The organism is Streptomyces sp. NBC_01275, from assembly GCF_026340655.1.
In the GTDB taxonomy this organism is placed as follows: Bacteria; Actinomycetota; Actinomycetes; order Streptomycetales; family Streptomycetaceae; genus Streptomyces.
On record NZ_JAPEOZ010000001.1, the window covers coordinates 625,091 to 647,819 of the forward strand.

Consider the following 22,729-nt stretch of genomic DNA (forward strand, 5'->3'; position numbering starts at 1 on the left):
GCCCGCCTGAGGGCGCATCAGGCGTCGGGCGAGCGGCGGTCGGTGACGAGGTCCATTCGGGCGAGCCCGAGGAAGCGCGCGAGCTCGGCGTCCTTGGGCGCGGACGCGTCCACGCGCAGCGTCGTCAGCTCGGCCGCCTGGCCGAGGTCGGACAGGCCGAGGGCGAGCGCGGGGTCGGCGGCGTCGAGACCGCCGCGCACGTCGATCAGCCGCACCACGACGTCGTCGCGCTGGAAGATCGTGCTGCGCAGCACCGGGGTGCGCGGGTCGTCCGCCGCCGCCTCGTCCTGCCGGGCGAGCAGCTCGGCCAGCCGCATCCCGCACCCGTCCTGCGCCGGGTAGTACAACGCGTACCGCTCCGCCTTCGCCTGCTGCCCCTCCGCCGTCACATGGTGTACGGCGGGCAGCGCGGCCCTGGTGAAGAAGACGCGGGCCGACTCGGGGTCGTCGAGGTCGCGGTCCTGCTCCAGGTAGGGGTTGATGGCCTCCTCGACCGCCCGCACCTCGGGCTGCCGGGCGACGTGGCGCAGGGCGGCGAGCAGGTCGCCGCGCACCTCGATGGCCCGCACCACCCGGTTGCCGTGCATGAACAGCGAGGTGCGGCACAGCCGGGTGGAGTCGTCGACCTTCGGCTCGGGCGAGGCGTAGTCGGAGAGGATCTTGGCGACGGTCTCCTCGCTGCCCGGCTTGACCGTGAAGGTGAGGGCGTGCCGGATCACGCCGTCGCCGATCCTGGGCGAGGTCTGGAGCCGGCGCTGCGCGGTGTCGGCGTGCGGCGCCGCGCCGCCGGTCTCGCGGACGACGTGGAAGCGCAGCGAGCGGGTGTCCCGGACGCAGCTGTGCAGCGGCTCCACCATCCGCACGTGCTCCTCGCCGTTCACCCAGGCGAGGAACGGCGGGGCGCTCTCCCACTCGCTGGTGATCAGCCACTGGGAGGGGTTCTCGATGGACTGGCACAGCTGGTCGCTGACGTGCCCGGGAACGGACGCGACCTGGTTGCAGAGCTGCTCGTAGGCCTCGAGGAACTGCTGCTGGGCGCCGTCGTAGACGTCCACCAGCAGGACGACCCGGAGGCGGGAGCCGTCGAACACGGACTGCGAGACACGTTGCGACATCTCTCGCCTGAGCGAGCCTGAAACACGTTCGGACGTGGTGGTCATCCTGCGCACATCTCCTTCGAGGGGCGATTCGGGGGCGTTGGGGACGGTCGAGGGCAGTGGGGGACGCCGGTCACGGTGATGCGACGTCAGCTTTTCTCGATCGTGTGCCCGTCCCCCGAAGTCCGCGACTCGTATGAACTACGCGGGTGACGTCAGACGAGATGGGCGAAGACCACGAGGTTGTCGGTGTAGTCCTTGGCCGTGCGGTCGTAGTCACCCGCACAGGTGATGAGCCGCACCTGCGCCTGCGGCGTGTCGCCGTACACGCGCCGGTCGGGGAAGTGCGCCTTGTCGAAGATCTCCACGCTGTCGACCCGGAAGGACGCCTTGCGGCGGTCGGCTCGTACGACGGTGAAGAGATCCCCCTTCTCCAGTTCGCCGAGGTTCGCGAAGACGGCCGCTGAGGTCTTCGTGTCGACGTGTCCGGCGATGATCGCGGTGCCCGCCTCGCCCGGGGAGACGCCCTTGGCGTGCCAGCCGACGAGGTTGACGTCGGCGGCGGGGGGCGGCTCCAGCCGGCCCCCGCGGCCGATGGCGAGGGCCGTGAAGGGGGCGTCGACCGAGATCTTCGGGATGAGCAGGCGTACGGGCCTGGAGCGCGGCAGATGCTTTCCCGCGGGCTGACCGGCGGGCGGGGCCGACGCGCCGGGCCGCGCGGCCGGGGCCTCGGCCCGCTGCGCCGACGCGGAGGCCCGCGGAGCGATCGCGGTGACGCCGGACGGGTCGGTCGACGGGTCGTTGCCGCCCAGCAGGGTCGCCGCCAGGACCAGGATCGCCGCGGCGCACATCATCGTCACACCGCCACGGGAGGATCCCTGTTCGGCGGACGCGGGGTCGGTGGGGGAGGAAGGGGCTGCCATCGGAGGACCACCTCATTCGGGCACGGCAGCGAGGAGCGGACGGGGCGGACGAACAGCGAGCCGGGCCGCCACTCGGGGCACGGGTGGCGGCCGCGGCTTCGCTATCGCAGGCGACATGGGTCAGGCCACGCTTCCGGCCGTCTTCTTGCGGCGCGTGGTGTACAGACCGGTCGCGGCGACGGCCAGCACGGCCAGCCCGCCCGCGGTCACCGCGGGAGCGGCGAGCGCCCCACCGCCGGTGTGCATCCCGCCGCTGGGCTTCTCGTGGTCACCGCTCCCGGAGTCCTCCTTGCTCCAGGACTCCTCCTTGTCCTCCTTGTCTCCGTAGGAGGATTCCTTGCCGCCCTCGCTGTCCTTGTCCTTCCAGCTCTCCTCGCCCTTGGACTCCTTGGACTCCTTGGACTCCTTGGACTCCTTGGAGCCGCCCCAGTCGCTGTTGTCGTTCACCGCGGTGAGCGCGCCGCCGCCGGTGTGGATGCCGCCGCGCGGCTCCTCGTGCTTGGACTCCTTGCCGTACTCCTTGTCCTCCTCCTTGCCGTGCTCCTTGTCCTGCTCCTTGCCGTAGGACGTGTCGTCCTGGTTCCAGTCCCCGCCGGCGGCGAAGGCGCCGGGTGCGCCGATGGCGAGGACGGCCGAGGCCGCCGCGGTGGCCAGGATCATGCGGGCAGTGCGCATCTGATGGTCCTTCCGTCGTGGCCGGGCAGCTGTCGTCTCGTCAGCTGATCTGACCCGGCCCTGACGTGATCCACCGTCAGTCACCCGTCGACCGGCCACCACTCCAGCGGATCACTCGGGTGAACCGCCCGGGCGTGTCGCCGTCAGCAGGGCGCCCAGGACATGACGGAGCGTCGAGTCGGCGTCCGGGTCCGGGCCCGGCGACCGCCAGGCGACGAACCCGTCGGGCCGGACCAGCACAGCGCCCCCGGACGCGATGCCGTGGCGCTCCGCCCAGTCCGCGTCGTCCTCCGGCACGAGATCGGCCTCGGGTCCGCCGCCCACCCGGTACGACCTGATGGGGAGGGACGTCTGCGCGGCGAGGCGGACGGCGGCCGCGTGCCAGCCGCTCGGCTCCTCGGCGTCGCTGAGCAGGACCAGGTCCCGCTCGTAGAGGTCGAGGGTGGAGATGCGCTCGCCACCCTGGTTCCGCTCGCCCTGGTTCCGCTTGCCTTGGTTCCGCTCGCCCTGGTTCCGCTCGCCCTGCCCCTGTTCGGCCCGGCCCTGTTCGCCCTGGCGGCGTACCCACAGGTGGGGCGCTCTGCTGCCGGGCTCGCCGGTCAGGTCGAGGTTCTCCGGGACGACCGGGGCGGTGCGGTCGGCCCCGACGACGGCTCCCTGCGGATAACGGTAGCCGAGGGCCACGTTGAGGATGCCTCGCTGACGGCCGCCGCCGGCGCCGGGCGGCGGGGCGAAACCGGGGTGGCTGTGCTCGGCCGACCGGGCGGCGGCACGGGCGCTGGTCGCCTCCGCCACCGGGCGGCGCTCCGCGTCGTAGGTGTCCAGCAGCCCCTCCCCCGCCCAGCCGTCGACCACGGCGGCCAGCTTCCACGCGAGGTTGTGCGCGTCCTGGATGCCGGTGTTGGAGCCGAACGCCCCGGTGGGGGACATCTCGTGGGCGGAGTCGCCGGCCAGGAAGACCCGGCCGGACCGGTAGCTGCGGGCGACGCGCTGGGCGGCGTGCCAGGGGGCGCGGCCGGTGATCTCCACGTCGAGATCCGCGACGCCGACCGCGCGGCGGATGTGCTCGATGCACCGCTCGTCGGTGAACTCCTCGAGCGTTTCGCCGTGTTCGGGGTGCCAGGGGGCGTGGAAGACCCAGTGCTCGCGGTTGTCCACGGGCAGCAGGGCGCCGTCGGCGTCCGGGTTCGTCAGGTAGCAGACGATGAAGCGGCGGTCGCCCACGACGTCGGCGAGGCGGCGGGAGCGGAAGGTGACGCTGACGTTGTGGAACAGGTCGCCGGGGCCGCTCTGGCCGATGCGGAGCTGTTCCCGGACGGGGCTGCGGGGGCCGTCGGCGGCGACGAGGTAGTCCGCGCGGATGGTGGTGTGCTCGCCCGTCTCCCGGCTCTTGACCACCGCGGTGACGCCGGCGGGGTCGCTGTCGAACGACATCAGTTCGGTGGAGAACCGCAGGTCGCCGCCGAGCCGCCGGGCGTGCTCGAGCAGCACCGGCTCCAGGTCGTTCTGGCTGCACAGGCACCAGGAGCTGGGGCTGAAGCGGGCCAGCCCGCCGCCCGGGTCGATGTCCCGGAACAGCCACTCGCCCGCGTCGCCGACCAGGGTGGGCGTCTGCAGGATGCCGTGGTTGTCGGCCAGGGTGGCGGCGGCCTCGTGGATGGCCGGCTCGACGCCCGCCACCCGGAACACCTCCATCGTGCGGACGTTGTTGCCCCGGCCGCGAGGGTGGATGGAGGTGCCCGCGTGGCGCTCCACCAGGATGTGCGGTACGCCCAGCCGGCCCAGGAACAACGAGGTCGACAGGCCGACCAGGGAGCCTCCGACGATGAGGACCGGGACTCTGAGGGTGTGGGGGTCGGGTTGCTCGGCTCGTTCGTTCATCACTCTCTCCTCCAGCACGTCGTGTCCCCCGCCTCGGCCGGATGCGGCCGAGGTCCTCATGCATGCCCCGTGCGGAAATCGGCGGCTCAGGCTTCACCCGCCTGCTGACGCCCCGCCTGCTGACGTCCCGTCCGCTGGTGTCGCGTCTGCTGACGTCCCGCCCGTTGACGTCCCGTCACTTGCCCCAGATCGTCCGGTACGCCTGCTGGTAGCCCGACGGGTCCCAGGTCGTGGCGCCCTCGCTGTTGGCGGCCGTGGAGATGTGGACCGGGGCCACGTACCCGCTGGCGGGGCGGCCGGAGAAGGCTCGGTTGAACTCGTCGACGATCTGCCAGCCCTGCAGGGACAGCGGCTCGGGCACGGTGGCGGACTGGTACTGCCGGTGGTTGATGCGCTGGAAGGCGGACGGGTCGCCGTCGCCCGCGCCGATGTTGAAGGGCGGCCCCGATCCCTTCTCGCCGGCCGCGCGGAAGGCGGGGGCCGCGTCGGCGAAGTACAGGTCGTTGATGGCGACGGAGTGGGTCCACCTGCCGCCGAAGCGCGAGAGCAGGGAGGAGATCTCCCGGGGCGTGCGGCTGCTGGCGTCCGCGATCGGGATGTTCTCGGACGCCAGCAGCCGCACGCCCGGACAGGTGGCGAGCTCCTCCTTGATCAGGTCGGACTTGTTCCTGGCGAAGGGGATGGAGGCGTCGGTGATGAGCACGACGCCGGCGCGGCCGTCGGAGTGCGCGATGATCCACTGCGCGCTGACCGCGGCCACCTCCTCGACGCGGGTGGTGACGTTGGTGAAGAGCTCGGGCCGTCGGCTCGGGCCGGGAGCGGCGAGCGCGTGCCAGCCGACCAGCGGGATGCCCGCCGCGGCGGCCCGCGCGACCTGCCGTGACGTCGCGTTGGGGTCGAATCCGCCGATGACGATGCCGGCGGGTTTGAGGGTCAGGGCCTCGCTCATCGCCGCCTGGATGCCGGTGGGGGTGCCGCCGCCGTCGATCACCCGGACGTTCCAGCCGATGACCCGCGCGGCCTCCTTCACCCCGTCCGCGGCGCCCGCGACACCGGGGTTGGTCATGGCCTGGGCGACGTAGACGAGGGTCCGGCCGCCGGACACCGCGACAGGTCCGGTGGTCGGTCCGCCCCAGGGGACGTCGGTCTGCTCCGCCCCGGTGACCGCGGCCTGGGCCCGGGCGTGGACGGCGGGGCAGCCGCCCGGGCCCGTGGTGGACGCCTGCGGGCCGCTCGACGAGCCGCGTTCGCAGCCGACGAGGACGCTCGCCGTCGCCAGCAGGGCGCAGGAGACGAGCCGGACCTTGCGGACGCCGGGGGTGGCTCGGCGGTTTCGGTGCACGGGAGCTCCTCGCGAGGGGAACGAGCCGGGGGCTGCGGCCGGGGACACGGAGACGGCGCCCGTCGACGTCAGGGCGCGGTGTCGGCCGTACCGCCGTCCCGGGGCGGGGAGGACGGCGGCCCCGGGGGTACGGCGGCGGGTGCGTCGCGGGCGGCGAGGTCGCCGCCGCGCACCCGGCGGCGGGCCGCGTATCCGGCCAGGCCGACGGCGATGAGCAGGGTGCCGCCGTAGAACAGCGGGACGGTCCAGAAGTCGGCGCCCAGCTGGCCGATGCCGGTGAGGCCGACGGCGAGGACGGCGACGGCGACCAGGGTGCCGAGGGCGTTGGGCCGGCCCGGTCTGATCGCCGTGGAGCCGAGGAGGGCGCCGGCGAAGGCGGGCAGCAGATAGTCGAGGCCGACGCTCGGGTTGCCGAGCTGCTGCTGGGCGGCGAGCAGCACGCCGGCGAAGCCGACGATCAGTCCCGAGGCGGCGAACGCGCCCACGGTGTAGGCGCGGGTCGGGATGCCGACGAGGTCGGCGGCGCGCGGGTTCGAGCCGATGACGTACAGGTAGCGGCCCAGTGGCAGCCGCTCCAGCGCCAGCCAGAGGACGATCCCGAGGCCGAGCACGTAGAACGCGGGGACCGGGAGGCCCAGGAACGAGGAGTCGTAGAGGTCGGTGAAGGCCTCCGGGAGGCCCTGGGGGCCGGGGACGATCCTGCCGCCGTCGGTGACCCAGCCGGTGACGGCGTAGAGCATGCTGCCGGTGCCGAGGGTGGCGATGAAGGAGTCGATGCGGCCGAACTCGACGATGACGCCGTTGAGGACGCCGACCGCCGCCCCTCCGACGATCACCGCGAGGCAGGCGAGCGGCCAGGGCCAGCCCTCGTGGACGACGAGCTGCATCACCATGACGTGGGCCAGGCCGAGAGCGTATCCGAGGGAGAGGTCGAAGGCGCCGGTCACGATGGGGACCATGGCGGCGAGCGCGAGGACGGCCGGGATCGACTGGTTGGACAGGATCGAGTCGACGGTGTCCAGCGTGGGGAAGGTGCGGGGCAGGGCGAGCGAGAAGACCAGGACGAGCAGGACGGTGAGGGCCGGCAGGCCGTAGACGCCGATGAGGTGCCCGCCCGGGCGGGCCGGTCCCGCGGTCATGGAGTCGTCCCGGTAGCGGACGGGGGCAGGGCGGAGGCCGCCCGGGTGAGTCCGGCGACCGTGAGCGCCGCGCCGCTCAACACGGCCGTCACGGACCCGCGGACGAAGACCAGGGTGCGCCGGCACACGTCCGCGACCTCCTCGAAGTCGGTGGAGACGAGCAGGACGGCGAGGCCCTCGGCCAGCGCATCGTCGAGCAGACGGTGGATCGCGGCCTTGGCGCCGACGTCGACGCTGGCGGTGGGCTCCTCGAGGATCAGCAGGCGCAGGCCCGCCCGCAGCCGGCGGCCGATCATGACCTTCTGCTGGTTTCCGCCGGACAGGGTGGCGATGGGGGCCTCGCTGTCGCCGGGGCGCACCGAGAACCGTTCGATCAGCGCGGCGGCCTCGGCGCGTTCCCGGCGGGGGCTGATCCAGCGCAGCGCCGGCCGGCCTCCCGCGCGGGGATCGGCCAGGAGGTTCTCGCGCACGGTCAGCTCGGCCAGGCAGCCCTCCCGCTGGCGGTCGCCGGGCACGAGGCCGACTCCGAGGGCGACGGCGTCGGCGACCGTGCGGGGGCGGTACGGCCGGCCGTCGAGCAGGGCCCGCCCGTTCAGGAGCGGCCGGGCGCCGGCGAGGGCCCGGCCCAGTTCCGCGTGTCCGGCGCCGGAGAGGCCGACCAGGCCCAGGGCCTCCCCGGCCCTCAACTCCAGGCTCACCGGTCCGGTTCCGGCGGTCCGTACGCCGTCGAGGCGCAGGACGACCGGGCCGGCGGCCGGGGTCGTGGCGGGGCGGGGGGCGGCCGGTTGCGTGCCGACGATGTCGTGCACGAGGCGGGCGGGGCTGTGGCCGGCCAGCGGGCCGTGGCTGACGAGGCGGCCGTCGCGCAGCACGGCGAAGGCGTCGGCGACCTGGTACACCTCGGGCAGCCGGTGGCTGACGTAGAGGACGGCGTGGCCGCGATCGCGCAGGGTGTGCAGGACGCGGAACAGCCGGGCGCAGTCGGCGGCGGGGAGGCGGGCGGTCGGCTCGTCGAGGACGATGAGCCGGGCGCCGGTCGCGAGGGCCCGGGCGATCGCGACCAACGAGCGCTCGGCGGGGGCGAGTCGGGCGATCGGCGTGTCGGGGTCGAGGGGCGCGGCGACGATCCGCAGGGCGTCGGCGCAGCGCTCGCGGGTCCGCCGCCAGGAGATCAGTCCGGTGCGGCGCGGATACCCGGTGCCCAGGGCGATGTTCTCGGCGACCGTCATCCACTCCACGAGGCCGAGGTCCTGGTGGATGAAGGACATGGCGCGGGAGGCGGCCCGGCTGCCGAGGGGGTGCCCGTCCACCGTGACGTGCCCCGCGTCGGCGCGGTGGACGCCGGCGAGCACCTTGATGAGCGTGGACTTGCCGGCGCCGTTGGGCCCGAGGAGGGCGAGGACGCTGCCGGCGTGGACGTCGAGGTCGACCCCGTCCAGCGCGAGGGTGCCGCCGAACCGTTTGCCGAGCCCGCGGATGGAGACCAGGGGCTCCGCCGCCGAGGACGGGCCCGCCTTCGCGGACGTCGGGTCGGGAGCGTCGGGCACGGGCATCTTCGTAAATTACATCATTCAGGACAATTCACGCGGGCCTCGCGGCGGGCTTCACAGCGAGCCTCCCGGCGGGCTTCGCGCTCACGCGCCGTCGAGCCCGCACTCGGCCCAGATGACCTTGCCCTCCGAGAGGTAGCGGGTGCCCCAGGTCTGCGACAGCTGGGCGACGAGGAACAGACCGCGACCGCCCTCGTCGGTGGTGGCCGCCCGGCGCAGATGGGGGGCGGTGTTGCTGGCGTCGGAGACCTCGCAGATGAGCTTGCGGTCGTACAGCAGCCGTACCCGGATGGGGCCGGCGCCGTGCCGGATGGCGTTGGTGACCAGCTCGCTCAGGATCAGCTCGACGGAGAACGCGGCCTCGTCGAGTCCCCAGTCGGACAGCCGCCGCAGGGCGGACGCGCGGACCTCGCTGACGAACGCCGGGTCGGCCGGCAGCTCCCAGACGGCGATCCGGTCGGGGTCCAGGGCATGGGTGCGGGCGACGAGCAGCGCTATGTCGTCGCACGGGTGGGCGGGCGCCACCGTGTCCAGGATGGCCTGGCAGGTCTCCTCGGGGGTGCGCTTCGTGTGCGCCAGGGCCGCGCGCAGCTCGTCGAGGACCACGTCGACGTCACGGTGCCGGTCCTCGATGAGTCCGTCGGTGTAGAGGACCAGCTGGCTGTCCTCGGGGAGGTCGATCTCGACGGCGTCGAACGGCAGCCCGCCCAGGCCGAGCGGGGGCCCGGCCGGCAGGTCGGGGTAGGACACGGTGCCGTCGGGGCGGACCAGCGCGGGCGGCGGGTGGCCGGCGCGGGCCATGAGGCAGCGCTGCGTGGTGGGGTCGTAGACGGCGTACAGGCAGGTCGCGCCGATGATGCCGACGCCCTCGCCGTCGGGGTCCTCCCGGTCCAGGCGGCCCACGAGGTTGTCGAGGTGGGTGAGGACCTCGTCCGGGGGGAAGTCGAGTTCGGCGAAGCTGCGGGCGGCGGTGCGCAGCCGGCCCATGGTGGCGGCGGAGAGCATGCCGTGCCCGACGACGTCGCCGACGATCAGGCCGACCCGGCTGCCGGAGAGCGGGATGACGTCGTACCAGTCGCCGCCCACGTCGGACTCGGCGGGCAGATAGCGGTGGGCGACCTCGACGGCGTCCTGGTCGGGCAGCCCGTGCGGGAGCAGTCTGCGCTGCAGGGCCAGGACCATGGTGCGTTCGTGGGTGTAGCGCCGGGCGTTGTCGATGGACAGGGCGGCGCGGCTGGCGAGCTCCTGGGCCAGCGAGCTGTCGTCGTCCCCGAAGGGGGCCGGATCCTGGGCACGGTAGAAGCTGGCGATGCCCAGGACGACGCCGCGGGCCAGCAGGGGTACGGCGATGAGGGAGTGGACGTGGGCCAGCAGCTGCTCGGTGTGCTCGGGGTCCTGGGCGAGCCAGCCCGCGGCGGCCTTCAGGTCCGGCTCCAGCACCGCCTGCCGACTGGTCAGACAGCGCAGCTGGGGCGCGGTCGCGCCGAACTCCATCCGCTTGCCGGCCGGGGTGAAGGGAAGGTCGTCACGGATGCCGTGGACCACCGTGCGGCGCAGGTCGTTGTCCGGGTCGGTGGACTCGTCGCCGCGCAGCACGGCCTCGGGCAGGTCGACGGTGACGAAGTCGGCCAGGCGCGGGACGGCCGTCTCGGCGAGTTCCTCGGCGGTGCGGCGCACGTCCAGGGTGGTGCCCACCCGGGCACTGGCCTCGGAGAGCAGCTCCAGGCGCCGACGCGCGGCCAGGGCGTACGCCCCCACGTGCGGCTCGCCCACCAGGACGAGCCCTCGGGCCGAGGGCGGGGGGTCGGGACGCCCGACCGGCAGACCGTCGCCCGGCAGACCGTCGGCGCCGTCGACCGTGCCGCCCCTGGCGCCGGCGGTGACCCGGCCGGGTGGGGCTTCGGAGAGGTACCGGGACCGCGAGGCGACGGCGAGTCCCGCGCGCCCGGCGACGGCGGCGACGACAGCGGCCCCGACGGGCTCGGCGATGTCGACGGTCGGGACGGTCCCGACCGTCCCGACGGTCTCGACGGTCTCGACGGGGAAGCCCGGCGGCTCGCCGATCCGGCGCGGGACGACCAGCGGCTCCTGCCGTGCGGGGGCGGGAAGGACGGCCTCGATGGCGATCCCCGCCACACCGGCCGCGCTCGTCATCGGACGGCTCACGAGGGTGACCCTGCGGCCGTCGGGCAGGGACACCTCGACGGCGCCCCGCTGTGCGCGGGAGATCAGCTCGGCGGCCTTCTCCATGAGGATCGCCCGGTCGCGGGGGCGCAGATCGAAGGCGAGTTCGTCCACCGCGATGCCGCGGGCCGGGCCGCCCGCGCCTTCGGCTCCCGTGGTCAGATACGCCCGCAGCAGGGCGCGCGAACGCACGGAACTCTGTCCCAGCAGCCGCCGTTCCATGGCCTGGGCCGCCTTGCGGATCACGGTGCCCAGCAGCGGGGTCTCGGCGGAGCGCGGATAGCCGAAGCACAGCACGCCCTCGATACGGCCGCTGAGCGGATCGCGGACGGGTAGCGCGACGCAGGCGTTCCCCTGGGAGCGCTCCGCGAAGTGCTCGGCGCCGTAGACCCGGATGAGCTGCCGTTCCGCCAGCGCGAGACCGATGCCGTTGGTGCCGGCGAACCGCTCGGCGAACACGAAGCCCGGGACCCGCTGGATCGCCGGGAGGCTTCTGGCCAGGGACGTCTCGCCGAACCGGCGCAGCAGGACCGTGCCGTTCGCGTCGGCCACGGAGATGTTGATCTGGCTGCCGGCGAACCTGGACTGCAGTCGGTCGAGCACCGGCACGGCCGCGCGGACGATCCGGCCGTCGGAGTCGAAGTCCTCCCGGAAGGGCAGGTCGGACTGGTCCGGCGAGAGCCCCAGGGACCGACAGCGCTGCCACGAGTCCAGGATCGATGCGCGTACGCCGCTCTCGACCCGCTCGCCCTGCAGAAACCGCTCGCGGAAACGGGCGGGTCCCGTGCCGTCTGTCGCACGCCCCGTCGGCGTCGGTGCCCTGCCGGACCGAACCACGCTTCGCCTCACTCGCGCCCGCGATAATCCGCTTTTCGGAAAGAGTCTGACATTGCCGAGGATACGGACATCCTGGACTCCAGTCACGGCCGGCCCTGGCCCTCACGTGCGGTGACCGGAAGGGGGCCGGTGGTCACAGCACCGCGACGGGGCTGACGGGCGAGCCCGTTCCTCCCGGCACGTTCAGCGGTGCCACGACGAACAGGAACGTGTGCCGTCCGGCCTCGGCGGTGGCGGCGGAGAGGGCCTCCAGGTCGAGGTTGTCCAGCAGGGGCACCCCCATCGCGGTGAGGGCCAGGGCGTGCACCGGCGAGTGCACCCCCGCCACGGGCGACGGCCGCACATCGCTGTCCCCGTCGCTCCCGAGCAGCGCGATCCCCCGCTCGGCCAGCAGCGGTACGGCGTCCACGTGCAGGCCCGCGCTCGCCGTGCCGGAGTCCCAGGCACCCCGTTCCGCGCGGCGGCGGACGTGCCCGGTGCGCAGCAGCACCGCGTCGCCCTCGCCGATCGTCACGTCGAGCGCCCGCTCCGCGGCGACGACGTCCCGCGCGTGCACCGCCCGCCCCGGCTCCAGCCAGCGGATCCCCAGAACGGCGGGGAGGTCGAGGAGCACCCCCGTCGTCACCAGGGGCCCGAGCGTCGAGACCGCGCCGAAGCGGGCGCCCGCGGCGTCGACGACCTCGCGTGCGACCCGGCCGTCGTAGAGCCGCCCCCGGTAGGCGATGTGGCTCAGGGCGTCGAGATGGGTGACGCTCCTGCCGTGGTAGTCGGAGGCGAGGAAGTCCTTGTGGGCGGAGGGTTCCGGGCGCTCCACGTCACCGAGGTCGGTCATGTGGTGCAGGGCTGGTCTGGGGTTGTCGGGGCCGGGCCGGGTGTTCCAGGGCAGCGCCATCGGGACCACCGTCCCGGAGCGCACTCGGGCCGCGGCCCGCCGCACCCGCTCCGCGGTCACCCGGTTCCACGCGCCACGGTCGGCCGGGGACCAGCGCCCCCAGGTGCGCACCGCGGCGAAGAGCGCGTCGAACTCCCGACGGGAGACGGCGGGCCCGTTGTCGGCGCGGGCCGGCCCGTCCGCGTGGGCCGGCTCGTCCGCGTGGGCCGACCCGGGCTGTGGAGCGTCGGCGGAGCTGGAGGTCATCTGCACTCACACCGTTCCCGCCTGCGGAACATCCGGAGCGCCGTACGCCCACAACGTTCCAGAGCGTCGTCCTGGTGATCAGAACCCCAGCTTGGCACAGGTACCGGCGGCCCGCGCCGAGGGCGGCTATGCGCCCCGGCGGACCCGGGCGGCCTTGCGGGCCTCGGCGATCTGGCGGGCCTCGGCGGACCGGCGGGACTCGCCGCCGCGACCGGTCGTCCCCGGGCGGGCGCCCATGCCCCGGAAGGGAGCGCCGCCGCGCTTGGGGCGCTCCGTGACCGGCCCGCTGCCGCCGACGGGGACGCCGGAGGGGGCCTGTGCGCCGGTGATGCGGCTCAGCTCGGCCTCGCCGGAGCGGACCTGGGCGACCTGGGGCCTGATGCCCGCGTCGGACATCAGGCGGGCCACGTCCCGGCGCTGGTTGGGCAGGACCAGCGTGACGACCGTGCCGGACTCGCCCGCCCGGGCGGTCCGGCCGCCGCGGTGCAGGTAGTCCTTGTGGTCGCCGGGCGGATCGACGTTGACCACGAGGTCGAGGTCGTCGACGTGGATCCCGCGCGCGGCGACGTTGGTGGCCACCAGGACGGTGAGGTGGCCGTCCTTGAACCGGCCCAGGGTGTGCGTGCGCTGGGGCTGCGACTTGCCGCTGTGCAGGGCCGCGGCCTTCACTCCGCTGCCGAGCAGGTGCCGGGTGAACTGGTCGACGGCGTGCTTGGTGTCCAGGAACATGAGCACGCGCCCGTCGCGGGCGGCGATCTCGGTGGCGGTGGCGTACTTGTCGGCGGGGTGCACGTGCAGCACGTGGTGCTCCATCGTGGTGACCGCGCCGGCGGACGGGTCGACGGAGTGCACGACCGGGTCGTGGAGGTACGTACGGACCAGGAGGTCGATGTTGCGGTCCAGCGTGGCCGAGAACAGCATGCGCTGACCGTCGGGGCGGACCTGGTCCAGCAATGCGGTGACCTGGGGCATGAAGCCCATGTCGGCCATCTGGTCGGCCTCGTCCAGGACGGTGATCTGCACCCGGTCCAGTCGGCAGTCCTTGCGTTCGACGAGATCCGTGAGACGGCCGGGGGTCGCCACGACCACCTCGGCCCCGGCTCGCAAGGCGGCGGTCTGCCGGCTGATCGAGATCCCGCCGACCACGGCGGCCAGCCGCAGCTTCAGCGCTCCGGCGTACGGGGTGAGCGCGTCGGTGACCTGCTGGGCCAGCTCGCGGGTGGGGACGAGGATCAGGGCCAGCGGCTTGCGCGACTCGGCGCGCTGCCCCGCCGTACGGGCGAGGAGGGCCAGGCCGAAGGCGAGGGTCTTGCCCGAGCCGGTGCGTCCGCGCCCCAGGACGTCGCGTCCGGCGAGGGCGTTCGGCAGGGTGGCGGCCTGGATCGGGAACGGCTCGCGCAGGCCGAGATCGGTGAGTGTCTTCGACAGCTCGACGGGCATGTCCAGCTCGGCGAAGGTCGCGGCCGGGGGCAGGGGCGGGGTGACGGCGACGGGGAGCGCGAACTCCCCCTGCGGTGCGGACTGTTGTGCGGATCGCGAAGCGGACTTCGATGTGGATCGCGGGGCTGACTTCGGTGCGTACCGCGGGGCGGAGTGGCGGCGCCCGCCACGATCGTTCGTGCCGGCTGAACGGCTCACGGAGAACCTTCCTCGACGGGGGGCACGTATCGAGGAATTCCCGGCGGGAGCGAGCCGGATGAATTGCAAGAACGAGCCGGATGGAAAGACCGAAGGAATTCCATCGGTTTAAAAAACAACAAGCTGGGGCCCCACCGTGAGGTGGGGACCCAGCTGCGTCCTGCGCTTTCGGCGTCAGGCGGGGGTGATGTTCTCCGCCTGCGGGCCCTTCTGGCCCTGCGTGACGTCGAAGTTCACCTTCTGGCCCTCCTGGAGCTCACGGAAGCCCTGGGTGGCGATGTTCGAGTAGTGGGCGAAGACGTCGGGGCCGCCGCCGTCCTGCTCGATGAAGCCGAAGCCCTTTTCAGCGTTGAACCACTTGACGGTGCCAGTAGCCATGTCATATCTCCTTCGGGGCAGTGCCCGCGGGCCCACACTGTGTGAACCCGTGCGTTGCCACAATGAACCCCGTCCGGATGAGCCGGAGATACAAAAAATGCCCGACGACATATAGTCGCCGAGGCACTTGAAGTTTCGGGAACCACAACTGCAACTACCCTCAAGCCTAGCACGCCCCATACATCCGTACTACTTTCCGCCTGTACCGCCGTGTCGCGCCGTGTCGCGCCCGTGCGGGAGCGGCGCGAAAGATGAATTTTCGGATTACACAAGGGGCGCGCACGGAGAACTCGCTCTTTCCCTGATCCCACGCCGGTCGAACGGCGGTCGACCGGCGGTCAGCCGCCGACCGCGAACTGGCTGCCGGTCTTCTGCCCGTCCGTCGTCTCGGCCGCGGCCACACAGCGGAAGACGCGCAGCCCCTTGTCCCATTCCGACGCGGTCGGCGGGAGGATGTCGACCCTCCACTCCTTCGCGGTCTCGCGGCCGCCGGGGACCATGGTCTCGGCCATCACCTCGGACGAGCACAGCGCCTTGACGTCCGGATGCTTGATCAGGTCCCGCGCGTTGTTCGTCATGCCGTCGTCGGGCAGCGGGGCGATCGCGAAGGTCTCCCACACGTGCCGGGTCTGGCAGTCCGCGCGGCTGACGGTGATGATCCCCGAGATGTCCGTGATGCCGCTCCAGCACTCCGGGGTCGCCACGCACCGCCCGCCCACGCCGTCGACGCCGGTCGCGGGACAGTTCTCCGTGGTGGTCGCGACGCCGAAGCCGGACACGCCCTTGTCCTCCTTGTCCGCGGCGGCGGCGCCGGAGGAGGAGTCCGCGGAAGCGCCTGAGGAGGAGTCCGCGCCGCCGCCGTCCGATCGGCCGTTCTCGTAGACGACCACGGTGACCGACACGCTCACGGTGACGGCCACGGCCGCCAGGACGGCGATCAGCCGGGGCCGTCGCCCTTCCTTCCGCTCCTTCCGCCCCCCGCCGCCGCCCGGCCCGGTGGCCTCGGTCGTACCGCCCGCGCCGTACGGAGGGGGCGGGCCATACGGCTGGGTGGAGGAAACAGAAGGAACGGAGGGAACAGGAGCAACAGACGGAACGGACGGAACAGGCGGCTCGTCGCGGTACGACGGGACCGTGGTCATGGTGGGCGCAGGGCCGAAGCCGCCGGCGCCTCCCGGGCCGACGCCTCCTCCCAGGTCGACGGCGGCGAGGGCGTCGCGGAACGCGCCCGCGTCGGAGAGCCGCCGGGCCGGGTCCGGGGCCAGGGCGTGCCGGAGGGCGGCGTTGAGGGCGGCCGGCATTCCGGGCAGGTCGGGGTAGGGCCAGGTGTGGCGCACGATCAGCTCGGCGAGACTCAGCTGGGTCCCGTCGTCCGGGTGGTGCGGCGGGCAGCCCCGCAGCAGGGCGTAGACGGTGGCGGCCAGCGAGTACACGTCACCGGCCGGGCTGGGGTCCGCCCGGTGGAAGGCCTCGGGCGGGGCGTACGCGGGGGTCAGCGCCTCGCGCGTCACGGACAGCTCCCGCCCGGGTCGGGGCATGGCCGCCAGCCCGAAGTCGGTGAGAGCCACACCGCCGTACCGGTTGAACATGACGTTGCCGGGCTTGATGTCGCGGTGGAGCACGCCGGCGGCGTGGGCGGCCGCCACCGCGTCCGCGAGGCTCACGCCGATGTCGCGCGCCTCCTTCGGGGGCAGCGGGCCCTGCCGGTGCAGCCGGTCGCCGAGCGAACCGCCGGGGCACAGCTCCAGGACCATGTAGGGGCGGTCGTCGGAGAGGACCCCGGCGTCGTACACGGGCACCACGTGCGGGTGTCCGGACAACTGCCCGGCCGCAGTGACCTCGCGCAGGAAGCGCTGCCGGTCGCGCGGGGTGGACAGCACCCTGCTGTCCACCTTCAGCGCGACCTCCCGGCCCACGGCCAGCTGTCTGGCCCGGTACACCGTGGCGAACCCGCCCCGGCCCAGGACCTCCTGGATCTCGTAGCCGGCCAGTTCCATTCGTTCGGGCCCCATTGCTGCCGTACCCCCACCCAGCGCACGACCCCGGGCAGGACGTCCGACCGAGGATGAGGCGAGACTCTAGCCGAGCGGCGGGGCAACGGTCTCGGTCGTGCCGTCGGGGAAGCCGATGCGCAGGGTTCCGTCGGGAGCGGTGACCGCGTACGCGCCGGTCGGGATGTCCGCCGAGACCGGTCGATCAGCTGGATCGGTCGGATCGGCGGGATCGGCGGGATCGGCGGTGAGGACCACCAGCGTCGCCAGGAGCAGAGCGCCGCCCGGGTGGTTGGCGGTGAGGACCGGGACGGCCGAGTGGTCGCCGTAGGCGTTGTGGCCGCGAGCGCGGGTCACGGCGGCGGTGGCGTTCTGCCAGCCGAGCAGGCCGACGAGGGCGGAGGTCAGACCGTCGGCGCGCCGGGCCAGCGCCCAGCCCGGGCCGGTCCGTGCGGCGGGCGGGACGTCGTCGCAGGCCAGCGCCCAGCCGCCCTCCCTCACGGGTGTCCCGGCCGGGGCCTCGACGCGGTGGACGCGGACCTCCCACGGTCCGTGCACCACGCTCACGGTGGTGATGCGCGCGGGCTCGTCGCCGTCCGAACCGAGCGGGGTGTGCCAGGACGCGGCGCGCCGGCCGTCCGCGTACAGCGGGTGGATACGGCCGCGGCGGGTCGGGCCCGTCGGCGTCAGCAGCGCGATGCGGTTGTCGGGGCCGGGCGGCTCGTCGGCGGGCGGGGTCTCGGGGGCGGTGGCGGTGGAGTAGGCGAAAGCGGTGTAGTGCGGGCTGTCGTCGGACGGGGTGGGCGGCGGCGGGAGCCGGTCGGAGCCGTGGTTGACCAGCCGGACGATTCCGTCGGCGGCCGTGGAGTGCAGCAGCCAGCCGGGGGCGGGCAGGGCCAGCCGCCGGTCGGCGGTGTCGACGGGGCCGGGTTCCTCGCGTGCCGTCCACACGGGGTGGTCGGCGGGCAGGAGCAGCCCGAGGAAGGCCTTGCTCGCCCAGTACGGGGAGGCAGGTCCCGAGTACGGCTGGGTGACGGGGAGGTAGGGGCCGTACCAGCCCAGACTCAACAGGCCTCGTTCGTCCGGCACTCGACGGTCCGTGAAGTGCTTCAGGGCGCCCGAGGCGAGGCGGCGGGTGCGGCCGGGCGGGAGCGGGGTGGCGTCGGCGAGGACGCCCGCCCACAGCGGGGCCGCGGCGGCGTAGCGGTAGGTGAGGGAGCGGCCCTGGTGGACGGGGGCGCCGTCGGAGCCGAAGAAGTGCTGGTGGACGCCGAGGAATTCGCGCAGCCGGGCGCGATGGGCCGCGACGCGGGCCGGGTCGGCGCGGGGACCGGCGACGCGGGCCCACAGGGCGGGGTACAGATGCAGGGCCCAGCCGTTGTAGTGATCGAACTTCCGGCCGTCCCCGTCGGTGTACCAACCGCCCCCGCGATACCAGTCGTCGAGGCGGTCGAGGCCCGCGTCGATCTCCGCGCGGTCGTGCGGGCCGCCGACGGAGGCGAGGAACTCCTCCGTGATGACCTGGAACAGCCGCCAGTTGGAGTCGTTGGCGGTGGCGCCGACGAAACCGCCGAGCCAGTCGACGACCAACTCCTGTGTACGGAACGGGAGTCGGTCCCAGATCCAGGGACGGGTCTCGTGCAGGGCGAGGGCGACGGAGGCGGCCTCGACCATGGGCTGACCGCGGTCGGTGATGGGCGGCCAGTGCTCCGGATGACGGGGGTCGACGCCGGCGGCGAGCCCCGCGGCGTAGCGCTCGACGAGTTCGGGGCCGACCCGCCCGCCGGAGCCCGCGATGCGGAAGGCGGCGAGCAGGAACGAGCGGGCGTATCCCTCCAGCCCGTCCGACCAGGCGCCCGCGTGACCGGTGCGGCCGGGCAGCCGGTACTGGGCGAGTCCGGGCGTGGCGTACGGCCGCAACGCGGCCAGCAGCCGGTCGGCGGCGGCCTCCCAGTGGGCGCGGGTATAGCCGGTACGGGGGGACAAGTCATGGTCGGGGGGCGGCAGTTGGCCGGCGTCGGCCGACAGGTGCGGCGCGGTCATACGGCGGTGGGTCCTCCGTCGGTCGGTGGGCCGTCGGACAGCGGGGGCCCTCGTCAGTCGGGCCGTCGGTCAGTGGGCGCGCCCGGGCGGGGGCGCGGCGACGCTGTCGCGTACGACGATGTGGGTGCCGAGCAGATGGTGGGCGCCGGCGGCGTTCTCCGGGTCGCGCAGGGCGATGCGTACGGCGGCGCGGCCGAGTTCCTCGGCGGGGGTGCGGACCGTGGTGAGGGGCGGGTGGAAGTCCTCGGCGAGCGGGATGTCGTTGTAACCGACGACGGAGAGGTCCTCGGGGACGCGCAGTCCCGCCTCGGCTATGGCGCGCAGGGCGCCGGCCGCGACCATGTCGTCCCCGGCGAAGACGGCCGTGAACTCCGGGCGTTCCTTGAGGAGTTCGGCCATCGCGCGCAGCCCGGCGGCCCGGCCGAGGCCGCAGTCGACGACATGGGCGGCCTCCGGGGGCAGTCCGTGTCCGGCGAGGGCGGCGCGGTAGCCGGTGACGCGGGCGTCCAGGGCGGTGTTGCCGGGCAGTCCGCCGAGGAAGACGATCCTGCGGTGGCCGGCCGAGAGCAGGTGTCCGGTGATCGCGCGGGCGCCTGCCTCGTTGTCGAACTCGACGACCAGCGCGGGGATGTCGGGGTCGGGCGCCGGCCGGCCGCACAGCACCAGGCGGGCGCCGGCGGAGTCGAGGGCCTGGGCGTAGTGGGCGACGCGTTCGCGGTAGGCGTCGTCCTCGACGACCCCGCCGACCAGGATCACCAGCCGGGCGCCCTCCTCCCGCATGAGCTGCACGAACTCCAGCTCGCGTTGCGGGTCTCCGCCGGTGGTGCCGACCAGGCAGAGCCAGCCGTGGGTGGCCGCCTCCGCCTCGACGCCCTCGGCGACCTGGGCGTAGAACGGGCTGGTGACCTGGCGGACGACGACGGCGACCGTCTTGCGGCCGCCGCCGACCAGAGCGCGGGCGTGGGCGTTGGCGACGTAGTCGAGGGCGCGGGCGGCGCGCAGGACCCGGGTGCGGGTGGCGGGCGGCACCGGGTAGTTGCCGCTGAGCACGCGCGAGACGGTGGCCACGGACACGCCCGCCCGCTCGGCGACCTCGCGGATGGTCACCCGGCCCTGCCCCGGCGACTGTCCCCGTCCCGGTCCCTGTGCGGTCATGTCGTACCCCGTTCTCCTCGTGCCCCTCGCCCGTGCGAGCGCTCTGTCCGCGTCTCGGCGCGCGCCTGCCGTGAGCGTCTGCCGGCGCCCCCGCCTCAGGTGTTGGCGGCGTGCTCCTCGGCGAACTCCCCGGCCATTCTGTCGCCGCCGCGGGAGCGCCATTTCCGTACCGCCTCGTCGTACTCCGACAGGGGGGCGCGGCCGGCGATCACGGCGGTGATCGTGTCGTCCATCAGGGCCTTGAGGGTGGCGCCCTGCGAGGTCTCGGTGCGGGACTTCAGACCGAAGGAGGCGTTGCGGATCGCGAGCGGGACCACCGCCTGCTGCCAGGTGTGCAGGGCGCGCACGGCGTCGGGCAGGCCCGGCAGGAACAGCACCTGGGGGCCCTCGGCGAGATAGCGGAAGGGCAGGTTGGAGACGTTCTCCACCTCGCCGAGCTTCGTCGCCTGCGGGGCGCCGTCCTTGCCGCGGGTGAAGTGGACGCCTTCCAGGCCGTAGTGGACGAGTTCCCACTCCTTGGTGCCGAAGGGGGCCGCCAGGTAGTCGAGGAGGCGCAGCAGCATCCGGACGCGTTCCTTGCCGGCCTTCTTCAGGATCGTGTAGCCGAAGGACCGGCGGGCGGCGACGAGGCCGCCGGGGGCGCCGTCGACGCTGTACGGCAGGGCCGGCGCCGGGGTCAACAGTCCCTCGGAGTCGGGGTAACGGCTCTGGTAGGCGCCGAAGCCGTCCTGGAGGGAGGCGACGGTGCCGTTGAGGTAGAGGGTGCTGAGGTCCACCTGGGACATCGAGGTGGCGTCGGGGTGGTAGGACCCGTTCTTGCGCAGCTGGGCCTGGAAGGCGACGGCGGCCTTGTAGCGGTCGTCGGCGTAGTTGGCGTGGAAGGCGCCGTTCTTGTCGACCGCCCAGCCGTTCGGGGCGTGGTGGGCGGCGGCGTGGACGGCGTTGCCGAAGAGGGAGCCGACGGAGGCGCCGAGGGCGTACTTCTTGCCGTGGGTGGCCTTCCTCGCCACGGCGGTGAAGTCGGCCGAGGTCCAGCCGCCCTTCATGCCGGCCTCGGTGAACAGGTCCTGGTTGAGCCAGAGGGTGGAGCCGGGCAGCGGGCGTTCCAGGGGGATGCCGTAGAGCCGTCCGCCGATGCGGCCCATGTCGTGCCAGGCGTGGGTGGGGATGCCGGCGAGGTTGGGGTAGTCCTTGGCCGCCGCGCCGGAGAGGTACGGGGTCAGGTCCTCGGCCCTGCGCTGCACGAACTGGGCCTCGCGGGGCAGGGTGACGCCGGTGAAGACGTTGATGACGTCGGGCAGCGAGTCGGGGTCGCCGGCCATCACGGTGGCCATCTTCTTCTGGTAGTCGGCCTGCGGGACCACCGTGAACTCGATCTCCACGCCGAGGGCCTTCTCCACGGCCCGCCAGTACTGGTTCTGCGCCGCCGGCTTGGGCGGGGTGCCGAAGGTGACGGTGAGGACCTTCACGGTGGAGCCGTCGCCGGGGGTGCGGGCGACCGAGGGGGCCAAGGTGGAGGGGTAGGAGGTGAAACCGGCCTGGACGCCAGCGTCGGTGGGGGCGAGGTCGGGTCGGGGGCCGGCGGTCGCCGCGTAGGCGGGCCACGGGGCCAGTTCCTTGCCCGCGTTGGAGACGTCTCCGTCGTCCGAACCGGTGGAGCACGCGGTCAGCAGACCGGGGACGGCGACGGCGGCGCCACCCGCGGCCACGGATCGCAGCAGCGTGCGTCGGGACATGCTGGGCATGACGAATGACCTTTCTGCGTGCGGCTCTTGGAGAGGCTGTGCGAGGTGATGGGCTGTGCGAGGTGACGGGCCGTGCGGGGTGATGGGCCGTGCGGGGTGATGGGCCGTGCGGGGTGATGGCTCAGCTCTTGACGGCGCCGGTGAGCACGCCCTTGGTGAAGTACTTCTGGAGGAAGGGGTAGACGAGCAGGATCGGCACGGTGGCGATGACCAGCACGGCCATCTGGATCGTCTGCGGCGCGTTGACCGTGGCCTCGCCGGTGGTGGTGTCGGTGAGGCCGGAGCCGGCCACGACGTAGGTGCGCAGCACCTGTTGCAGCGGCCAGTGGTCGCTCTCCAGGTAGAGCGAGGCGTAGAACCAGGAGTTCCAGTACGCCACCGCGTAGAACAGGCCGACCACAGCGAGAGCCGCCTTCGACAGCGGCAGCACGACGGACCACAGGACGCGCCAGTCCCCGGCGCCGTCGAGGCGGGCCGCCTCGTACAGCTCCTCGGGGATGCCCTGGAAGAAGCCCCGCAGGACGACCAGGTTGAAGACGTTGACCAGCACCGGGAGGATCAGCGAGCCGTAACTCCCCAGCAGGTCGAGCTCCTTGACCAGCAGGAAGCCCGGGATCATGCCGGGTGGGAAGAGGAAGGTGAACAGGATCAGCAGCAGGACCGGTCGGCCGCCGAACACGCCGGGGCGGGAGAGGGCGTAGGCGAGGGTGACCGTGCAGGCGAGGCTGAGCGCGGTGCCGACGACGGTGACGCCGGCGCTGACGGCGAGGGCGTGGGTGACGATGCCGCCGTCGAGGATGTCCCGGTACGCCTGGAGGCTGGGGTTCTCGGGCCACAGCACCCAGCCGCCGTTCGCCACGACCTCCCGCGGGGCGGCGAGCGAGGTCGACAGGATGACGAGGAAGGGCACGCACACCAGGAGGACGACCGCGGTGAGGGCGACGGCCTTCGCGGCCTGGGTGAGGGGCTTCGGCTTCTCCATCCAGCCGGGCCGGGCGTGGGCGCTCACCTGT

General features: G+C 73.4%; 16 protein-coding genes. All 16 read right to left on the reverse strand.

What is annotated here, in order from left to right:
* Window positions 1-17: 17 nt before the first annotated feature.
* Window positions 18-1,160 (reverse strand): SchA/CurD-like domain-containing protein, encoded by a 1,143-nt coding sequence (locus tag OG562_RS02755; protein WP_266393192.1) that lies wholly within the window; start codon window positions 1,158-1,160, stop codon window positions 18-20.
* A gap of 152 nt (window positions 1,161-1,312) precedes the next feature.
* Complete coding sequence (locus OG562_RS02760) at window positions 1,313-2,020, reverse strand: class F sortase (protein WP_266393194.1); 708 nt, start codon at window positions 2,018-2,020, stop codon at window positions 1,313-1,315.
* 120 nt (window positions 2,021-2,140) lie between these two features.
* Window positions 2,141-2,695 (reverse strand): hypothetical protein, encoded by a 555-nt coding sequence (locus tag OG562_RS02765; protein WP_266393196.1) that lies wholly within the window; start codon window positions 2,693-2,695, stop codon window positions 2,141-2,143.
* 111 nt (window positions 2,696-2,806) lie between these two features.
* Window positions 2,807-4,576: an FAD-dependent monooxygenase gene (locus tag OG562_RS02770; protein WP_266393198.1), complete on the reverse strand. Its 1,770-nt coding sequence runs from the start codon at window positions 4,574-4,576 to the stop codon at window positions 2,807-2,809.
* Window positions 4,577-4,751: 175 nt separating this feature from the next.
* A complete protein-coding gene (locus OG562_RS02775; RefSeq protein WP_266393200.1) occupies window positions 4,752-5,918 on the reverse strand; it encodes a substrate-binding domain-containing protein in 1,167 nt (388 codons plus the stop codon).
* A 68-nt stretch (window positions 5,919-5,986) separates the two neighbouring features.
* Complete coding sequence (locus OG562_RS02780) at window positions 5,987-7,057, reverse strand: ABC transporter permease (protein ID WP_266393202.1); 1,071 nt, start codon at window positions 7,055-7,057, stop codon at window positions 5,987-5,989.
* A complete protein-coding gene (locus OG562_RS02785) occupies window positions 7,054-8,610 on the reverse strand; it encodes a sugar ABC transporter ATP-binding protein (protein ID WP_266393204.1) in 1,557 nt (518 codons plus the stop codon). The genes OG562_RS02780 and OG562_RS02785 overlap by 4 nt, the downstream gene beginning before the upstream one ends.
* Window positions 8,611-8,691: 81 nt before the next feature.
* Window positions 8,692-11,628: a SpoIIE family protein phosphatase gene (locus OG562_RS02790; protein WP_266393206.1), complete on the reverse strand. Its 2,937-nt coding sequence runs from the start codon at window positions 11,626-11,628 to the stop codon at window positions 8,692-8,694.
* A gap of 133 nt (window positions 11,629-11,761) precedes the next feature.
* Window positions 11,762-12,766, reverse strand: a complete 1,005-nt coding sequence (locus tag OG562_RS02795; protein WP_266393208.1) for a cyclase family protein — start codon at window positions 12,764-12,766, stop codon at window positions 11,762-11,764.
* A 126-nt stretch (window positions 12,767-12,892) separates the two neighbouring features.
* The gene (locus tag OG562_RS02800) at window positions 12,893-14,404 is read right to left on the reverse strand and encodes a DEAD/DEAH box helicase (RefSeq protein WP_266393210.1); all 1,512 of its coding nucleotides are present in this window, start codon (window positions 14,402-14,404) and stop codon (window positions 12,893-12,895) included.
* A gap of 174 nt (window positions 14,405-14,578) precedes the next feature.
* Entirely contained in the window at window positions 14,579-14,782 is a 204-nt protein-coding gene (locus OG562_RS02805; protein ID WP_210586179.1) for a cold-shock protein, read from the reverse strand.
* Between the two features lie 338 nt (window positions 14,783-15,120).
* A complete protein-coding gene (locus OG562_RS02810) occupies window positions 15,121-16,794 on the reverse strand; it encodes a serine/threonine-protein kinase (RefSeq protein WP_266393216.1) in 1,674 nt (557 codons plus the stop codon).
* 66 nt (window positions 16,795-16,860) lie between these two features.
* Window positions 16,861-18,816, reverse strand: coding sequence for a DUF2264 domain-containing protein (locus OG562_RS02815; protein ID WP_266393218.1), 1,956 nt, complete (start codon window positions 18,814-18,816; stop codon window positions 16,861-16,863).
* A 69-nt stretch (window positions 18,817-18,885) separates the two neighbouring features.
* Window positions 18,886-19,971 carry a LacI family DNA-binding transcriptional regulator gene (locus tag OG562_RS02820; protein WP_266393220.1) on the reverse strand — a complete coding sequence of 362 codons (1,086 nt, stop codon included), beginning with the start codon at window positions 19,969-19,971 and terminating at the stop codon, window positions 18,886-18,888.
* 95 nt (window positions 19,972-20,066) lie between these two features.
* On the reverse strand, window positions 20,067-21,716 hold the full coding sequence (locus tag OG562_RS02825) for an extracellular solute-binding protein (RefSeq protein WP_266393222.1): 1,650 nt from the start codon (window positions 21,714-21,716) through the stop codon (window positions 20,067-20,069).
* Between the two features lie 121 nt (window positions 21,717-21,837).
* Window positions 21,838-22,725, reverse strand: a complete 888-nt coding sequence (locus OG562_RS02830) for a carbohydrate ABC transporter permease (protein ID WP_266393224.1) — start codon at window positions 22,723-22,725, stop codon at window positions 21,838-21,840.
* Window positions 22,726-22,729 lie beyond the last annotated feature (4 nt).

Coding starts and splice junctions, on each gene's coding strand:
- OG562_RS02755 (WP_266393192.1), bottom strand. CDS start 1,160: ATGACCACCACGTCCGAACGTGTTTCAGGCTCGCTCAGGCGAGAGATG.
- OG562_RS02760 (WP_266393194.1), bottom strand. CDS start 2,020: ATGGCAGCCCCTTCCTCCCCCACCGACCCCGCGTCCGCCGAACAGGGA.
- OG562_RS02765 (WP_266393196.1), bottom strand. CDS start 2,695: ATGCGCACTGCCCGCATGATCCTGGCCACCGCGGCGGCCTCGGCCGTC.
- OG562_RS02770 (WP_266393198.1), bottom strand. CDS start 4,576: ATGAACGAACGAGCCGAGCAACCCGACCCCCACACCCTCAGAGTCCCG.
- OG562_RS02780 (WP_266393202.1), bottom strand. CDS start 7,057: ATGACCGCGGGACCGGCCCGCCCGGGCGGGCACCTCATCGGCGTCTAC.
- OG562_RS02785 (WP_266393204.1), bottom strand. CDS start 8,610: ATGCCCGTGCCCGACGCTCCCGACCCGACGTCCGCGAAGGCGGGCCCG.
- OG562_RS02795 (WP_266393208.1), bottom strand. CDS start 12,766: ATGACCTCCAGCTCCGCCGACGCTCCACAGCCCGGGTCGGCCCACGCG.
- OG562_RS02805 (WP_210586179.1), bottom strand. CDS start 14,782: ATGGCTACTGGCACCGTCAAGTGGTTCAACGCTGAAAAGGGCTTCGGC.
- OG562_RS02810 (WP_266393216.1), bottom strand. CDS start 16,794: ATGGGGCCCGAACGAATGGAACTGGCCGGCTACGAGATCCAGGAGGTC.
- OG562_RS02815 (WP_266393218.1), bottom strand. CDS start 18,816: ATGACCGCGCCGCACCTGTCGGCCGACGCCGGCCAACTGCCGCCCCCC.
- OG562_RS02820 (WP_266393220.1), bottom strand. CDS start 19,971: ATGACCGCACAGGGACCGGGACGGGGACAGTCGCCGGGGCAGGGCCGG.
- OG562_RS02825 (WP_266393222.1), bottom strand. CDS start 21,716: ATGCCCAGCATGTCCCGACGCACGCTGCTGCGATCCGTGGCCGCGGGT.